14 protein-coding genes and 2 tRNA genes are annotated in these 15,722 nt (G+C 40.1%); 15 read left to right on the forward strand and 1 reads right to left on the reverse strand.

Annotated features, from left to right (window positions below):
• The first annotated feature begins 8 nt into the window (after positions 1-8).
• The 13 genes from M1G05_RS01960 to sufB all read left to right on the forward strand — a co-directional run bounded on the left by M1G05_RS01960 (position 9) and on the right by sufB (position 11,684).
• Complete coding sequence (locus M1G05_RS01960) at positions 9-1,976, forward strand: peptide ABC transporter substrate-binding protein (protein ID WP_000837408.1); 1,968 nt, start codon at positions 9-11, stop codon at positions 1,974-1,976.
• A 97-nt stretch (positions 1,977-2,073) separates the two neighbouring features.
• A complete protein-coding gene (locus M1G05_RS01965) occupies positions 2,074-2,304 on the forward strand; it encodes a DUF2969 domain-containing protein (protein ID WP_000037113.1) in 231 nt (76 codons plus the stop codon).
• Between the two features lie 49 nt (positions 2,305-2,353).
• Positions 2,354-2,434, forward strand: a tRNA-Tyr gene (locus tag M1G05_RS01970).
• A 9-nt stretch (positions 2,435-2,443) separates the two neighbouring features.
• Positions 2,444-2,515: transfer RNA gene (locus M1G05_RS01975), tRNA-Gln, on the forward strand.
• A gap of 161 nt (positions 2,516-2,676) precedes the next feature.
• Positions 2,677-3,879: a 30S ribosomal protein S1 gene (gene rpsA / locus M1G05_RS01980; protein WP_001001630.1), complete on the forward strand. Its 1,203-nt coding sequence runs from the start codon at positions 2,677-2,679 to the stop codon at positions 3,877-3,879.
• 85 nt (positions 3,880-3,964) lie between these two features.
• On the forward strand, positions 3,965-4,462 hold the full coding sequence (locus M1G05_RS01985; protein ID WP_020901731.1) for a GAF domain-containing protein: 498 nt from the start codon (positions 3,965-3,967) through the stop codon (positions 4,460-4,462).
• A complete protein-coding gene (gene dnaX / locus M1G05_RS01990; protein WP_247952965.1) occupies positions 4,462-6,117 on the forward strand; it encodes a DNA polymerase III subunit gamma/tau in 1,656 nt (551 codons plus the stop codon). The genes M1G05_RS01985 and dnaX overlap by 1 nt, the downstream gene beginning before the upstream one ends.
• Positions 6,118-6,144: 27 nt before the next feature.
• On the forward strand, positions 6,145-6,339 hold the full coding sequence (locus M1G05_RS01995; protein ID WP_001081602.1) for a DUF3272 domain-containing protein: 195 nt from the start codon (positions 6,145-6,147) through the stop codon (positions 6,337-6,339).
• 150 nt (positions 6,340-6,489) lie between these two features.
• Positions 6,490-7,260 carry a Fe-S cluster assembly ATPase SufC gene (gene sufC / locus M1G05_RS02000; RefSeq protein ID WP_000114489.1) on the forward strand — a complete coding sequence of 257 codons (771 nt, stop codon included), beginning with the start codon at positions 6,490-6,492 and terminating at the stop codon, positions 7,258-7,260.
• 27 nt (positions 7,261-7,287) lie between these two features.
• Positions 7,288-8,550 (forward strand): Fe-S cluster assembly protein SufD, encoded by a 1,263-nt coding sequence (gene sufD, locus M1G05_RS02005; protein ID WP_033684974.1) that lies wholly within the window; start codon positions 7,288-7,290, stop codon positions 8,548-8,550.
• A gap of 10 nt (positions 8,551-8,560) precedes the next feature.
• Positions 8,561-9,787: a cysteine desulfurase gene (locus M1G05_RS02010; protein ID WP_247952966.1), complete on the forward strand. Its 1,227-nt coding sequence runs from the start codon at positions 8,561-8,563 to the stop codon at positions 9,785-9,787.
• Positions 9,774-10,214: a Fe-S cluster assembly sulfur transfer protein SufU gene (gene sufU / locus M1G05_RS02015; RefSeq protein ID WP_247952967.1), complete on the forward strand. Its 441-nt coding sequence runs from the start codon at positions 9,774-9,776 to the stop codon at positions 10,212-10,214. The genes M1G05_RS02010 and sufU overlap by 14 nt, the downstream gene beginning before the upstream one ends.
• Positions 10,215-10,271: 57 nt before the next feature.
• Positions 10,272-11,684, forward strand: coding sequence for a Fe-S cluster assembly protein SufB (gene sufB, locus M1G05_RS02020; protein WP_000797054.1), 1,413 nt, complete (start codon positions 10,272-10,274; stop codon positions 11,682-11,684).
• An 84-nt stretch (positions 11,685-11,768) separates the two neighbouring features.
• Here sufB and pbp3 read toward each other — a convergent pair whose 3' ends face one another.
• Positions 11,769-13,010 (reverse strand): D-alanyl-D-alanine carboxypeptidase PBP3, encoded by a 1,242-nt coding sequence (pbp3, locus tag M1G05_RS02025; protein ID WP_247952968.1) that lies wholly within the window; start codon positions 13,008-13,010, stop codon positions 11,769-11,771.
• Positions 13,011-13,112: 102 nt separating this feature from the next.
• Between pbp3 and M1G05_RS02030 the strand changes: the two genes are divergently transcribed.
• Together M1G05_RS02030 and tuf are read left to right on the forward strand one after the other, a co-directional pair.
• Positions 13,113-14,222: an AI-2E family transporter gene (locus M1G05_RS02030; protein WP_247952969.1), complete on the forward strand. Its 1,110-nt coding sequence runs from the start codon at positions 13,113-13,115 to the stop codon at positions 14,220-14,222.
• A gap of 206 nt (positions 14,223-14,428) precedes the next feature.
• Complete coding sequence (tuf, locus tag M1G05_RS02035; protein WP_001040726.1) at positions 14,429-15,625, forward strand: elongation factor Tu; 1,197 nt, start codon at positions 14,429-14,431, stop codon at positions 15,623-15,625.
• The last annotated feature ends 97 nt before the right edge of the window (positions 15,626-15,722 follow it).

Genomic DNA, 15,722 nt, shown 5'->3' on the forward strand with positions numbered 1-15,722 from the left:
GATTTTTTATGAAATCGAAAAAGTGGCTCTTAACAGCAGGAGTGGTCCTGAGTACAACAGCTCTTTTAGTGGCTTGTGGAAAAGCTGATAAAGAAGCAGATGCACCGACAACATTTTCATATGTCTATGCAGTAGATCCAGCATCTTTGGACTATAGTATAGCGACTCGTACATCTACAACAGATGTCATCGGGAACGTGGTTGATGGCTTGATGGAAAACGACCAGTATGGAAATGTTATTCCTTCCTTGGCTGAGGATTGGTCTGTGTCAAAAGATGGTTTGACTTATACCTACAAACTTCGTAAAGGAGTTAAATGGTACACATCAGAAGGCGAAGAATATGCAGAAGTAACAGCCCATGACTTTGTGACAGGACTAAAACACGTAGCTGACGGTAAGTCAGATGGTGTCTCTCTCATCCAAAATTCAATCAAGGGCTTGGATGCCTACATGACTGGTGAGACCAATGATTTCTCTACAGTTGGTGTTAAGGCCTTGGACGATTACACAGTCGAATATACCCTAAACAAACCAGAAAGTTTCTGGAACTCTAAAGTTACAACAGCGACGATGTTGCCTGTAAATGAAGAGTTTTTGAAGGCATCAGGTAAAGATTATGGAGCAGTTACTCCAGCAGGGATTCTCTACAATGGTCCTTATATCCTGAAGACCTTGACGTCTAAATCGTTGATCGAATACGAGAAAAATCCAAACTACTGGGATAAAGAAAAGGTGAAAATTGAGAAGATTAAATTGACTTACTACGATGGTTCTGATCAGGAATCGTTGATTCGTAGTTTCTCTTCTGGTGCCTATACGACAGCCCGTCTCTTCCCAAGTAGCTCAAACTTTGCTTCTACTTTGGAACAATACGGAGATAAAATCACTTATAGCCCACAGGACTCAAGTAGCTATTACTTCACCTTTAACGTAAATCGTCAGTCATACAATAAAACTGCAAAAACAAGTGAAGAACAAAAGACTTCTACAAAAGAAGCTATGCTTAATAAGGACTTCCGTCAGGCTATTAACTTTGCCTTCAACCGTCATTCTTATGCTGCCCAGCTAAATGGCGAAGACGGTGCGGATAAGATTATTCGTAACAGCCTTGTTCCTGACAACTTTGTGCAAGCAGGTGGTAAAAACTTTGGTCAAATCGCCCAAGCTGAGTTGGTGAACTATGGTGACCAATGGAAAGGTGTTGAGTTAGTTGACGGTAAGGATTCTATCTACAACCCTGACAAGGCTAAAGCTGCTTTCGAAAAAGCTAAGAAAGACTTGGAATCTAAAGGGGTAACTTTCCCAATTCACTTGGATGTCCCAGTTGAACAAACAGATACCATCGCCGTTCAACAAAGCAACTCTTTCAAACAGTCAATCGAATCAACTCTTGGTGCTGAAAATGTTGTCATCGACGTTCTTCAAATGACAGATAATGAAAAAGAAACAATCACTTCTCAAGCGCGTGTTCCTTCTCAAAAAGATTATGATTTGAACAGTACAGGATGGGCTCCAAGCTATCAAGACCCAGCATCTTACTTGAATATCATGGATCCTAAATCAGGTTCTGCCATGAAGCACCTTGGTATTACTAAAGGGAAAGATAAGGATGTTGTAGCGAAACTTGGTTTGGACCAATATAAGAAATTATTGGATGATGCAGATTCAGAAACTACAAATCTTGAAGAACGCTATGAAAAATATGCCAAGGCTCAAGCTTGGTTGACAGATAGTTCATTATTGATGCCAACAGCTTCATCTGGTGGTTCTCCAGTTGTAAGTAATGTCGTGCCATTCTCAAAACCGTACTCACAAGTTGGTATTAAGGGTGACCCATATATCTTTAAAGGAATGAAATTGCAAAAAGATATCGTTACAACAAAAGAATATGAAGAAGCACTGAAAAAATGGCAAAAAGAAAAATTGGAATCAAACGGTAAGTACCAAAAAGAACTAGAAAAACACATTAAATAAAGCAGAAAACTCTATATTAGACAAGCCTGATGTAGAGTTTTTTCTTGCTAGTTTTAGGATTTTCTTGTAAAATAGAAAAAGTGAAGAGAGGTATGAAATGAGTAAGAAAGATAAAAAAATCGAAATTCAAGTAGCAGATGCCAAGGTTAATGTAGGAAAAGACAGTTTTGAAGGCTATACCTTGACCATTGGTAAAAAAGTTATCGGAGAAATTGCCGAATTAGATGGACAATTTGCCATTATAAAGAATGGGAATGTCGATAGTTTTTATAAAAAATTGGAAAAAGCTGTGGAAATTTTGATTGAAAATTATAATTTAGCAAAATAAGTCTTGTTTTTTTGAAATTTTCATGATATAATGGTTCATGTTGATTGTAGGAGAGATAGCGAAGAGGCTAAACGCGGCGGACTGTAAATCCGCTCCTTCGGGTTCGGGGGTTCGAATCCCTCTCTCTCCATTTCATCAATGGGGTATAGCCAAGCGGTAAGGCAAGGGACTTTGACTCCCTCATGCGTTGGTTCGAATCCAGCTACCCCAGTTCTTAGGTAATAATCAAGATAAAAATCAAAATATCTTAGGGTATTTTATTTTTATAATTGAAAGACGTGAACGATATGAACATGTCCTTGCGGGTGCTTAGGAAAAAAATTATAAGTATGTCAAGTTTAAGAAGAACTTGATTGTTGGAGGATTTTTTAGATGAACGAATTTGAAGATTTGCTAAATAGCGTTAGCCAAGTTGAGACTGGTGATGTTGTTAGTGCTGAAGTATTGACAGTTGATGCGACTCAAGCTAACGTTGCAATCTCTGGAACTGGTGTTGAAGGTGTCTTGACTCTTCGCGAATTGACAAACGATCGCGATGCAGATATCAATGACTTTGTTAAAGTAGGAGAAGTATTGGATGTTCTTGTACTTCGTCAAGTAGTTGGTAAAGATACTGATACAGTTACATACCTTGTATCTAAAAAACGCCTTGAAGCTCGCAAAGCATGGGACAAACTTGTTGGTCGCGAAGAAGAAGTTGTTACTGTTAAAGGAACTCGTGCCGTTAAAGGTGGACTTTCAGTAGAATTTGAAGGTGTTCGTGGATTTATCCCAGCTTCAATGTTGGATACTCGTTTCGTACGTAACACTGAGCGTTTTGTAGGTCAAGAATTTGATGCTAAAATCAAAGAAGTTGACGCTAAAGAAAACCGCTTCATCCTTTCACGTCGTGAAGTTGTTGAAGCAGCTACAGCAGCAGCTCGCGCTGAAGTATTCGGTAAATTGGCTGTTGGTGATGTAGTAACTGGTAAAGTTGCACGTATCACAAGTTTCGGTGCTTTCATCGACCTTGGTGGTGTTGACGGATTGGTTCACTTGACTGAATTGTCACATGAACGTAACGTATCACCAAAATCAGTTGTAACTGTTGGTGAAGAAATTGAAGTGAAAATCCTTGATCTTAACGAAGAAGAAGGACGCGTATCACTTTCACTTAAAGCAACAACACCTGGACCATGGGATGGCGTTGAGCAAAAATTGGCTAAAGGTGATGTAGTAGAAGGAACAGTTAAACGTTTGACTGACTTCGGTGCATTTGTTGAAGTATTGCCAGGTATCGATGGACTTGTTCACGTATCACAAATTTCACACAAACGTATTGAAAATCCAAAAGAAGCTCTTAAAGTTGGTCAAGAAGTTAAAGTTAAAGTTCTTGAAGTTAACGCAGATGCAGAGCGCGTATCACTTTCTATCAAAGCTCTTGAAGAGCGTCCAGCTCAAGAAGAAGGACAAAAAGAAGAAAAACGTGCTGCTCGTCCACGTCGTCCAAAACGTCAAGAAAAACGTGATTTCGAACTTCCAGAAACACAAACAGGATTCTCAATGGCTGACTTGTTCGGTGATATCGAACTCTAATCAAATTGAAAATACACAAAATCCTTTGTTTACTTAACAAGGGATTTTTCTTTTGTCTGTAAGTCTTTTTTGATATAATAGTTCTATGTTAGAATCAGAAAAACAATCACGTTATCAAATGTTAAATGAAGAGCTCTCTTTTTTATTGGATGGTGAAACCAATGTTTTGGCTAATCTTTCCAATGCCAGCGCTCTTCTAAAATCACGCTTCCCTAATACCGTATTTGCAGGCTTTTATCTGTTCGATGGAATGGAATTGGTTTTAGGTCCTTTCCAAGGCGGTGTTTCCTGTATCCGTATTGCACTTGGAAAAGGTGTTTGTGGGGAGGCAGCTCACTTTCAGGAAACGGTTCTAGTTGGTGATGTAAGGACTTATCCCAACTATATTTCTTGTGATGGTCGAGCTAAAAGTGAAATTGTTGTTCCGATGGTTAAGAATGGTCAATTGCTCGGGGTTCTGGATCTGGATTCTTCAGAGTTTGATGATTATGATGCTATGGATCGAGATTATTTGGAACAATTTGTCGCTATTTTGCTTGAAAAGACAGAATGGGACTTTACAATGTTTGGGGAGAAAGCCTAATGTATCAAGCACTTTATCGAAAATATAGAAGTCAAAACTTCTCCCAGTTGGTTGGTCAAGAAGTTGTGGCTAAGACTCTTAAACAAGCAGTAGAGCAAGAGAAAATAAGTCATGCCTATCTTTTCTCTGGTCCACGTGGAACGGGAAAAACTAGTGTGGCTAAGATCTTTGCCAAAGCTATGAACTGTCCCAATCAAGTGGGTGGTGAACCTTGTAATAACTGCTATATTTGCCAAGCGGTGACGGATGGTAGTTTAGAAGATGTCATCGAAATGGATGCAGCCTCTAATAATGGGGTTGATGAAATTCGTGAAATTCGTGATAAATCTACCTATGCGCCTAGCCTTGCTCGTTATAAGGTTTATATCATAGATGAGGTTCACATGCTGTCTACAGGGGCTTTTAATGCCCTCCTAAAGACGTTGGAAGAGCCAACACAGAATGTGGTCTTTATTTTGGCTACTACTGAATTGCACAAGATTCCTGCTACGATTCTATCTCGTGTGCAACGTTTTGAATTTAAATCAATTAAGACACAGGATATTAAGGAGCATATTCGCTATATCTTAGACAAAGAAAATATCAGTTCTGAACCAGAAGCTGTAGAAATCATTGCTAGACGGGCTGAAGGTGGAATGCGGGACGCCTTGTCTATTTTAGATCAAGCCCTGAGTTTAACACAGGGAAATGAGCTGACGACTGCTATCTCTGAAGAAATTACTGGCACCATTAGCCTATCAGCCTTGGATGATTATGTGGCTGCCTTGTCTCAACAGGATGTTCCCAAGGCTTTGTCTTGCTTAAATCTTCTATTTGACAATGGTAAGAGCATGACTCGTTTTGTAACCGACCTTTTGCACTATTTAAGAGATTTGTTAATTGTTCAAACAGGTGGAGAAAATACTCATCATAGTCCAGTCTTTGTAGAAAATTTAGCTCTTCGTCAAGAAAATCTGTTTGAAATGATTCGCTTGGCGACAGTCAGTTTAGCAGATATTAAGTCTAGTTTGCAGCCTAAGATTTATGCTGAGATGATGACCATTCGTTTGGCAGAGATTAAGCCCGGACCAGCTCTTTCTGGGGCAGTTGAACATGAAATTGATTCGCTGAGACAAGAAGTGACACGTCTCAAACAAGAACTCGCAAATGTGGGAACCGTATCTAAGCCAACAAATCCAGCTCCTAGTCGTCCAACAGCAGGAAAGACAATCTATCGTGTGGATCGCAATAAGGTTCAATCTATCTTACAAGAGGCTGTCGAAAATCCTGATTTAGCACGTCAAAATCTGATTCGCTTGCAGAATTCCTGGGGAGAGGTGATTGAAAGTCTTGGAGGTCCTGATAAGGCTCTGCTAGCTGGTTCTCAACCGGTTGCAGCCAATGAACACCATGCTATTCTTGCTTTTGAATCTAACTTCAATGCTGGTCAAACCATGAAACGGGACAATCTCAACACTATGTTTGGTAACATCCTCAGTCAGGCAGCAGGTTTTTCACCTGAGATTTTAGCCATTTCCATGGAGGAATGGAAAGAAGTTCGCGCAGCCTTTTCAGCCAAAGCCAAATCTTCTCAAACTGAAAAAGAAGCAGAAGAAAGCCTGATTCCAGAAGGATTTGAATTTTTGGCTGATAAAGTGAAGGTAGAGGAAGACTAAAGAAAGATTTCATGATACAATAAGTTTATGAATAGACAACAATTTATTATCATCGCGCTGTTTACAGCTGCTGAGACCTATTTTTTCAATGAAGCCTGGATGACTGGTCGTTATATTATGGCAGCCTTTTGGGCCATTTTGCTCTTTAGAAATTTCCGAGTTAGTTACTTGATGGGTAAAATAGTAGATGTCATTGACCAACATTTAAAAGGAAAAGACTAGTCCTCAGCTTCTAGACAAAATCAAAGCCTTTTAGGCTTTTTTTTGTTATACTATAAAAGTATATTTATTGACCTTTTACCGTATTTTCTAGGGAAATCAAGTATGTTTCCAGTAAGAACTGTAAAGGCCTTGAAAAAGAAAGGAACTATCATGTCAGTATTAGAGATCAAAGATCTTCACGTTGAGATTGAAGGAAAAGAAATTTTAAAAGGGGTTAACCTGACCCTGAAAACAGGAGAAATCGCCGCTATCATGGGACCAAATGGTACAGGTAAATCGACTCTTTCTGCAGCTATCATGGGAAATCCAAACTATGAAGTTACCAAAGGTGAAGTCTTGTTTGATGGCGTAAACATCCTTGAGTTGGAAGTTGATGAGCGTGCGCGTATGGGACTTTTCCTTGCTATGCAATACCCATCAGAAATTCCTGGAATTACCAATGCTGAGTTTCTTCGTGCAGCTATGAATGCTGGTAAAGAAGACGATGAGAAGATTTCAGTTCGTGAGTTTATCACTAAATTGGATGAGAAGATGGAATTACTCAACATGAAAGAAGAAATGGCTGAGCGTTACCTCAACGAAGGTTTCTCTGGTGGTGAGAAAAAACGCAATGAGATTCTTCAACTTTTGATGTTGGAACCAACTTTTGCCCTTTTGGATGAGATTGACTCTGGTCTTGATATTGATGCCCTTAAAGTTGTTTCTAAAGGTGTGAATGCTATGCGAGGTGAAGGCTTTGGTGCTATGATTATCACTCACTACCAACGTCTTTTGAACTACATCACACCTGATGTGGTACACGTCATGATGGAAGGTCGTGTTGTCCTTTCAGGTGGTCCAGAATTGGCTGCGCGTTTGGAACGTGAAGGATACGCAAAACTAGCTGAAGAACTTGGCTACGACTACAAGGAAGAATTGTAATTCCCTCGTATCTTTTAGGAGAAGTAAATGACTAAAGAAAATATTAAACTTTTTTCAGAAATGCACGCTGAACCAAGCTGGTTGGCTGACCTCCGTCAAAAAGCTTTTGACAAGATTGAGACTTTGGAATTACCAGTTATTGAGCGTGTCAAATTCCACCGTTGGAATCTGGGTGATGGAACGATTACAGAAAGTGAGCCATCAGCAAATGTTCCAGATTTCACAGCTCTAGATAATCACTTGAGGTTGGTACAAGTAGGAACTCAAACTGTTTTTGAGCAAATTCCAGTTGAATTGGCTGAACAGGGTGTCGTCTTTACAGACTTCCACTCAGCTTTAGAAGAAATTCCAGAGCTGATCGAAGAATTCTTCATGTCATCTGTTAAGTATGACGATGACAAGTTGGCAGCCTACCATACAGCTTATTTCAATAGTGGTGCTGTTCTCTATATTCCTGATAACGTTGAGATTAAAGAACCAATCGAAGGAATTTTCTATCAAGACAGCGATAGTGATGTGCCGTTTAACAAGCATATTATGATTATCGCTGGTAAGAACAGTAAGATTAGTTATCTGGAGCGTTTAGAGTCACGTGGTGGAGGTAGTGCTAAGGCAACTGCAAATATCACAGTTGAAGTGATTGCACGTTCTGGTGCGCAAGTGAAGTTTGCGGCTATCGACCGTCTAGGTGAAAATGTTACTGCCTACATTAGCCGTCGTGGTAAATTAGGCAACGATGCAAGCATTGACTGGGCAATCGGTGTCATGAACGAAGGGAACGTCGTTGCGGACTTTGATAGCGACTTGATTGGTAACGGTAGCCATGCTGACCTGAAAGTTGTAGCTCTTTCAAGTGGCCGTCAGGTACAAGGGATTGATACCCGAGTAACTAACTATGGTTGCAACTCAATCGGGAATATCCTTCAACATGGGGTTATTCTTGAAAAAGCAACCTTGACCTTCAATGGTATTGGCCACATTATCAAGGGTGCCAAGGGAGCAGATGCCCAACAAGAAAGTCGTGTTCTCATGCTTTCAGACCAAGCGCGTTCAGATGCTAATCCAATTCTTTTGATTGATGAAAATGACGTAACTGCAGGACATGCGGCTTCTATCGGTCAGGTAGATCCAGAAGATATGTACTACCTCATGAGCCGTGGTCTGGATAAGGCAACTGCAGAACGCTTGGTTGTTCGTGGTTTCCTTGGATCTGTTATCGTTGAGATTCCAGTCAAGGAAGTTCGTGATGAAATGATTGCAACTATCGAAGAAAAATTGTCAAAACGCTAAGGGGTAGCCTATGTTAGATGTAGAAGCGATTCGCAAGGATTTTCCAATTTTAGACCAGATTGTAAATGATGAACCATTGGTTTATTTGGACAATGCTGCGACGACACAAAAACCACTAGCAGTTCTGGAGACGATTAATTGCTACTATGAACAGGACAATGCCAATGTTCATCGTGGCGTTCATACCTTGGCAGAAAGAGCGACAGCTTCTTATGAAGCCGCTCGTGAAACCATTCGTAAGTTTATCAATGCAGGGTCTACAAAGGAAGTTCTCTTTACTAGGGGAACGACAACCAGTCTGAACTGGGTAGCGCGTTATGCTGAGGAAGTCTTGACTGAGGGAGACCAGGTTTTGATTTCCGTCATGGAACACCATTCCAATATCATTCCTTGGCAAGAAGCTTGCCACAAGACTGGGGCAGAGCTTGTCTATGTCTATCTCAAGGATGGAGCTCTGGATATGGAGGATTTGCGAGCTAAATTGACTGATAAAGTCAAGTTTGTTTCGCTAGCTCACGCCTCAAATGTTCTTGGTGTGGTCAATCCAATAAAAGAAATCACTCAATTGTCCCACCAAGTTGGAGCTATCATGGTGGTGGATGGTGCTCAATCTACTCCTCATATGAAGATTGATGTCCAGGACTTGGATGTGGACTTCTTTGCCTTTTCAGGTCACAAGATGGCGGGTCCAACTGGTATCGGTGTTCTTTACGGTAAAGAAAAGTATCTGGAACAAATGTCACCAGTAGAATTTGGCGGCGAAATGATTGATTTCGTTTATGAACAATCTGCTAGTTGGAAGGAATTACCTTGGAAATTCGAGGCAGGAACTCCTAACATGGCAGGTGCGATTGGACTTGCTGCTGCAGTGGATTATCTGGAAAAGATTGGCATGGATGCCATTGAAGCCCATGAACAAGAATTGATTGCATACGTCTTTCCAAAACTGCAGGCGATTGAGGGATTGATTATTTACGGTTCTCAGGACTTGGCTCAACGTTCAGGTGTCATTGCCTTTAACCTAGGCAATCTCCATCCTCACGACCTTGCGACTGCTTTGGATTATGAAGGAGTGGCTGTTCGTGCGGGTCACCACTGCGCCCAACCCTTGCTCCAGTATTTGGATGTCCCAGCGACAGCTCGTGCAAGTTTTTATATCTACAATACCAAGGCAGATTGCGACAAGCTAGTCGATGCCTTACAAAAAACAAAGGAGTTTTTCAATGGCACTTTCTAAACTAGATAGCCTTTATATGGCAGTGGTAGCGGACCATTCGAAAAATCCACATCACCAAGGAAAATTGGAAGATGCTGAGCAAATCAGTCTCAACAACCCAACCTGTGGAGATGTTATCAATCTCTCTGTCAAGTTTGATGCAGAGGATCGTTTGGAGGATATCGCTTTTCTAAACTCAGGTTGTACCATCTCGACTGCCTCTGCAAGCATGCTGACGGACGCAGTTTTAGGAAAAACCAAACAAGAAATTTTAGAGCTTGCGACTATTTTTTCTGAAATGGTTCAAGGGCAAAAAGATGAGCGTCAAGACCAACTTGGAGACGCAGCCTTCTTATCAGGCGTTGCAAAATTCCCTCAACGAATCAAGTGTGCAACCCTAGCTTGGAACGCTCTCAAGAAAACAATTGAAAATCAAGAAAACAAGTAAGGCAAGATTCTTTTGTCTTATGAATCAGTAGAAATAAAGAATGAAAGAAAGGATATTATGGCTGAAGAAAGAGTAGAACCAAAACCAATTGATCTTGGTGAATATAAATTTGGTTTCCATGATGATGTAGAGCCTGTCCTATCGACAGGAAAAGGATTGAATGAAGATGTCATTCGTGAACTATCAGCTGCTAAGGGAGAACCTGAGTGGATGCTAGAATTCCGTTTGAAGTCTTATGAAACCTTTAAAAAAATGCCCATGCAAACTTGGGGAGCAGACTTGTCAGAGATTGATTTTGATGACTTGATCTACTACCAAAAACCATCTGATAAACCAGCCCGTTCTTGGGATGAGGTTCCTGAAAAAATCAAAGAAACCTTTGAACGTATTGGGATTCCGGAAGCTGAGCGTGCTTATCTAGCCGGTGCCTCTGCCCAGTACGAGTCAGAAGTGGTTTACCACAACATGAAGGAAGAGTTCCAGAAATTGGGAATTATCTTTACAGATACGGATTCTGCCCTCAAGGAATACCCAGACTTGTTTAAACAATACTTTGCTAAGTTGGTACCGCCAACAGATAACAAGTTGGCAGCCCTTAACTCGGCAGTATGGTCAGGTGGAACCTTTATCTACGTACCAAAAGGGGTCAAGGTAGATATTCCACTTCAAACTTACTTCCGTATCAACAACGAAAATACTGGGCAGTTTGAACGTACTTTGATTATCGTTGATGAGGGAGCAAGTGTCCATTATGTAGAAGGATGTACAGCTCCAACTTATTCAAGTAACAGCTTGCATGCGGCCATTGTAGAAATCTTTGCCTTGGATGGAGCTTATATGCGTTATACGACTATCCAAAACTGGTCTGATAATGTCTATAACTTGGTAACGAAACGTGCTAAAGCTCAAAAGGATGCCACTGTTGAGTGGATTGATGGTAACTTGGGTGCAAAGACTACCATGAAATACCCATCTGTTTACCTTGATGGAGAAGGGGCGCGTGGTACCATGCTCTCTATCGCTTTTGCCAATGCTGGGCAACACCAGGACACTGGTGCCAAGATGATCCACAATGCTCCACATACCAGCTCGTCTATTGTGTCTAAATCCATCGCTAAAGGCGGAGGAAAGGTTGACTACCGTGGACAGGTAACCTTTAATAAGAACTCTAAGAAATCTGTCTCTCACATCGAATGTGATACCATTATCATGGATGACTTGTCAGCATCAGATACCATTCCATTTAATGAAATTCACAACTCACAAGTCGCTTTGGAACACGAAGCTAAGGTATCTAAGATTTCAGAAGAGCAACTCTATTACCTCATGAGCCGTGGATTGTCAGAATCTGAAGCAACTGAGATGATTGTCATGGGATTTGTAGAACCCTTTACAAAAGAACTTCCAATGGAGTATGCAGTTGAGCTGAACCGCTTGATCAGCTACGAAATGGAAGGATCAGTTGGGTAAAACTTGATTTTAGATTTACCCAAGATCAAGAGCTTTGAAGATGAACTTGTAACAAAAAAAATCGCGGTTTAAAATCGCGATTTTTTATAATTTTTCGTTGATGAAGCGGATAAACTGATTCCACCAAACTTTTAAGAAGAAGGCTTTTTCAACTTTCTTTTCTGCTACCATTTCAAAACTAGGACGTTCTGTAGTGATGTAACCTTGACCAATCAAATCATTGTCTTCATAAGTCAAATGTCCAACCACAGTTCCGGCTTCAAGTGGTGCTGGAATTGCCTTAGAATCAGGTGTGAATTGAACAGATTGAGAAGATTGATCCCCAACACGTTCAATTAGAGAAATATCATCTTTAGCAACAGCAGTGACGGTATTTTCTTTTCCATCTTGTACAGGGGCTTTACTATCTTGGTAGGCATCGCCTTTTTGAACGATTTTACGAAGTGTGAATGTAGAAGAGATATAATCCATTAGTGAAGATGTAGCTGTGAAGCGAGCGTAAGGATTATTGTCTTGATGATCTGCATTCAAAACAACTGTGATAACCCTCATCCCTTTTTCGACAGTAGTACCAACAAAAGATTCTCCAGCCTTGTCTGTTGTTCCTGTTTTAAGGCCATCAAAACCACCGCGATAAGCAGGCATACCCTCTAACATGTAGTTGGTAGATGTGATTGTCATTCCAGCAAAAGTAGAAGAAGGTTTTTTCGTGATTTCCAAGACTTGTGGGTATTTTTTGATGAGATTGCGAGCAACGATAGCGACATCATAAGCACTGAGCTTATTTTCATCATCTTTTTTTGAGCCCGGGTAAATGTTATCCCCTAGTGTCTCATTGTTAAGACCAGTTGTATTGACAACAGTAGCATCCTGAATTCCCCATTCTAATAGCTTTGCGCGCATCATATCGACGAAATCTTTTTCTGAGCCAGCAATTTTCTCAGCTAGGGCAATAGCCGCACTGTTAGCACTAGATACTAGGGTTGCTTCAAGTAGTTGTTCGACGGTATAATTACGAGCCTCCATAGGAACGTTACTCGCTTCAGAATTTGTCGTTAATTTGTATGGATAATCAGAAATATCTACTGGGGTGGATAGTGTGATACTTCCGTTTTCCAAAGCTTCATAGACAAGATAAACAGTAATCAATTTTGTGATTGAAGCAATTTCAACTGGCTGGGTTGCATCTTTCTCATAGAGAATTTTACCGGTATTTGCCTCAACGGCAATTGCATGTTTAGCAGCAATATTAAAATCTTGAGCAGCAACAGTCGATGCTGAGCCAATCACGGATAAGCTTAGGAGAGTTAAAATTATTTTTTTCATAGTAAGTTTATTCTATCATAAAGAAAAAAATATTCCCAGTTTCATGATATAAGAAAGAAGCTTTTTTGAAAGTGTGGTAAAATAGATGAATGGAGGTACCCCATGTTTCGTAAGAATAAATTATTTTTTTGGACCAGTGAGATTTTATTATTAACCATCATCTTTTATTTATGGAGACAGATGGGTGGGATTATAACGCCTTTTGTAAGTGTCGCAAACACTATAATGATTCCCTTTCTTTTAGGTGGTTTTTTATATTATTTGACCAATCCTATTGTAAATTTTTTACAAAAGTATTTCAAAATTAACCGTATCATTGGTATTCTACTAACCTTGTGCGCCTTGGTCTGGGGGCTAGTTATTGGGGTAGTCTATCTCTTACCGATTTTGATTAATCAGTTGACCAGTTTGATAGCAACAAGTCAGACAATTTATAGCCGTTTGCAAGATTTGATTGTGGATTTATCTACTTATCCAGCCTTTCAAAATTTAGATATTCAAGCGACTATTCAACAGTTAAATCTATCCTATGTAGATATTTTACAAAATATCCTAAATAGCGTTACCAATAGTGTCGGAAGTGTTCTATCAGCTCTCTTTAGTACCGTTTTGATTATTATTATGACCCCTGTGTTTTTGGTTTATTTTTTGTTAGATGGTAACAAATTTTTGCCGATGCTTGAGCGCACTGTTTTAAAGAGAGATAAGTTGCATATTGCAGGTCTTTTAAAGAATTTGAATACTACAATTGCTCGATATATTAGTGGAGTTGCTATTGATGCGATTATTATTGGTTGTTTGGCCTTTATCGGATATAGCGTTATCGGTTTGAAATACGCTTTGGTCTTCGCCATCTTTTCAGGGTTAGCCAATCTCATTCCTTATGTGGGACCAAGTATTGGTTTGATTCCGATGATTATCGCTAATGTCTTTACTGATCCCCATAGAATGCTGATTGCAGTTATTTATATGCTGATTATTCAACAAGTGGATGGAAATATTCTCTACCCTCGTATCGTAGGTGGTGTGATGAAAGTCCATCCAATTACGATTTTAGTATTGCTTTTGTTATCAAGTAATATCTATGGTGTCATTGGTATGATTGTTGCAGTACCAACCTATTCTATCTTAAAAGAAATTTCTAAGTTTTTATCACGTTTGTATGAAAATCATAAAATAATGAAAGAACGAGAAAGAGAATTAGCTAAGTAAAAGTCAGGAAATTCCTGATTTTTCTTTTTCATTAAAGAAGTGATGGGAGTAGAAATACCGTTTAGATTAGCAGATTAAGAATAATTCACAAAAACTTTGTAAAACACTTGCAATTTAGCTGAAATTTGATAAAATAGTAAGGAAAGTTAGACTGTATTGCCTACTGTCTATCTATAAAATATATTTTATTGGAGGCTTTTACTCAAATGGCAAAAGAAAAATACGATCGTAGTAAACCACACGTTAACATTGGTACTATCGGACACGTTGACCACGGTAAAACTACCCTAACTGCAGCTATCACAACTGTTTTGGCACGTCGCTTGCCTTCATCAGTTAACCAACCTAAAGACTATGCGTCTATCGATGCTGCTCCAGAAGAACGCGAACGCGGTATCACAATCAACACTGCGCACGTTGAGTACGAAACTGAAAAACGTCACTACGCTCACATCGACGCTCCAGGACACGCGGACTACGTTAAAAACATGATCACTGGTGCCGCTCAAATGGACGGTGCTATCCTTGTAGTAGCTTCAACTGACGGACCAATGCCACAAACTCGTGAGCACATCCTTCTTTCACGTCAGGTTGGTGTTAAACACCTTATCGTCTTCATGAACAAAGTTGACTTGGTTGACGACGAAGAATTGCTTGAATTGGTTGAAATGGAAATCCGTGACCTATTGTCAGAATACGACTTCCCAGGTGACGATCTTCCAGTTATCCAAGGTTCAGCTCTTAAAGCCCTTGAAGGTGACACTAAATACGAAGACATCGTTATGGAATTGATGAACACAGTTGATGAGTACATCCCAGAACCAGAACGTGACACTGACAAACCATTGCTTCTTCCAGTCGAAGACGTATTCTCAATCACTGGACGTGGTACAGTTGCTTCAGGACGTATCGACCGTGGTATCGTTAAAGTCAACGACGAAATCGAAATCGTTGGTATCAAAGAAGAAACTCAAAAAGCAGTTGTTACTGGTGTTGAAATGTTCCGTAAACAACTTGACGAAGGTCTTGCCGGAGATAACGTAGGTGTCCTTCTTCGTGGTGTTCAACGTGATGAAATTGAACGTGGACAAGTTATCGCTAAACCAGGTTCAATCAACCCACACACTAAATTCAAAGGTGAAGTCTACATCCTTACTAAAGAAGAAGGTGGACGTCACACTCCATTCTTCAACAACTACCGTCCACAATTCTACTTCCGTACTACTGACGTTACAGGTTCAATCGAACTTCCAGCAGGTACTGAAATGGTAATGCCTGGTGATAACGTGACAATCGACGTTGAGTTGATCCACCCAATCGCCGTAGAACAAGGTACTACATTCTCTATCCGTGAGGGTGGACGTACTGTTGGTTCAGGTATGGTTACAGAAATCGAAGCTTAATTCGATTTAGTTCCCAGAAGAACAATTATTTAAGTCAGACACTAAAAGAATCTTGCTATGCAAGGTTCTTTTTTTCTGATATTGAACTAAAATTGAA

Source organism: Streptococcus mitis (genome assembly GCF_023109515.1).
GTDB lineage: Bacteria > Bacillota > Bacilli > Lactobacillales > Streptococcaceae > Streptococcus > Streptococcus mitis_CS.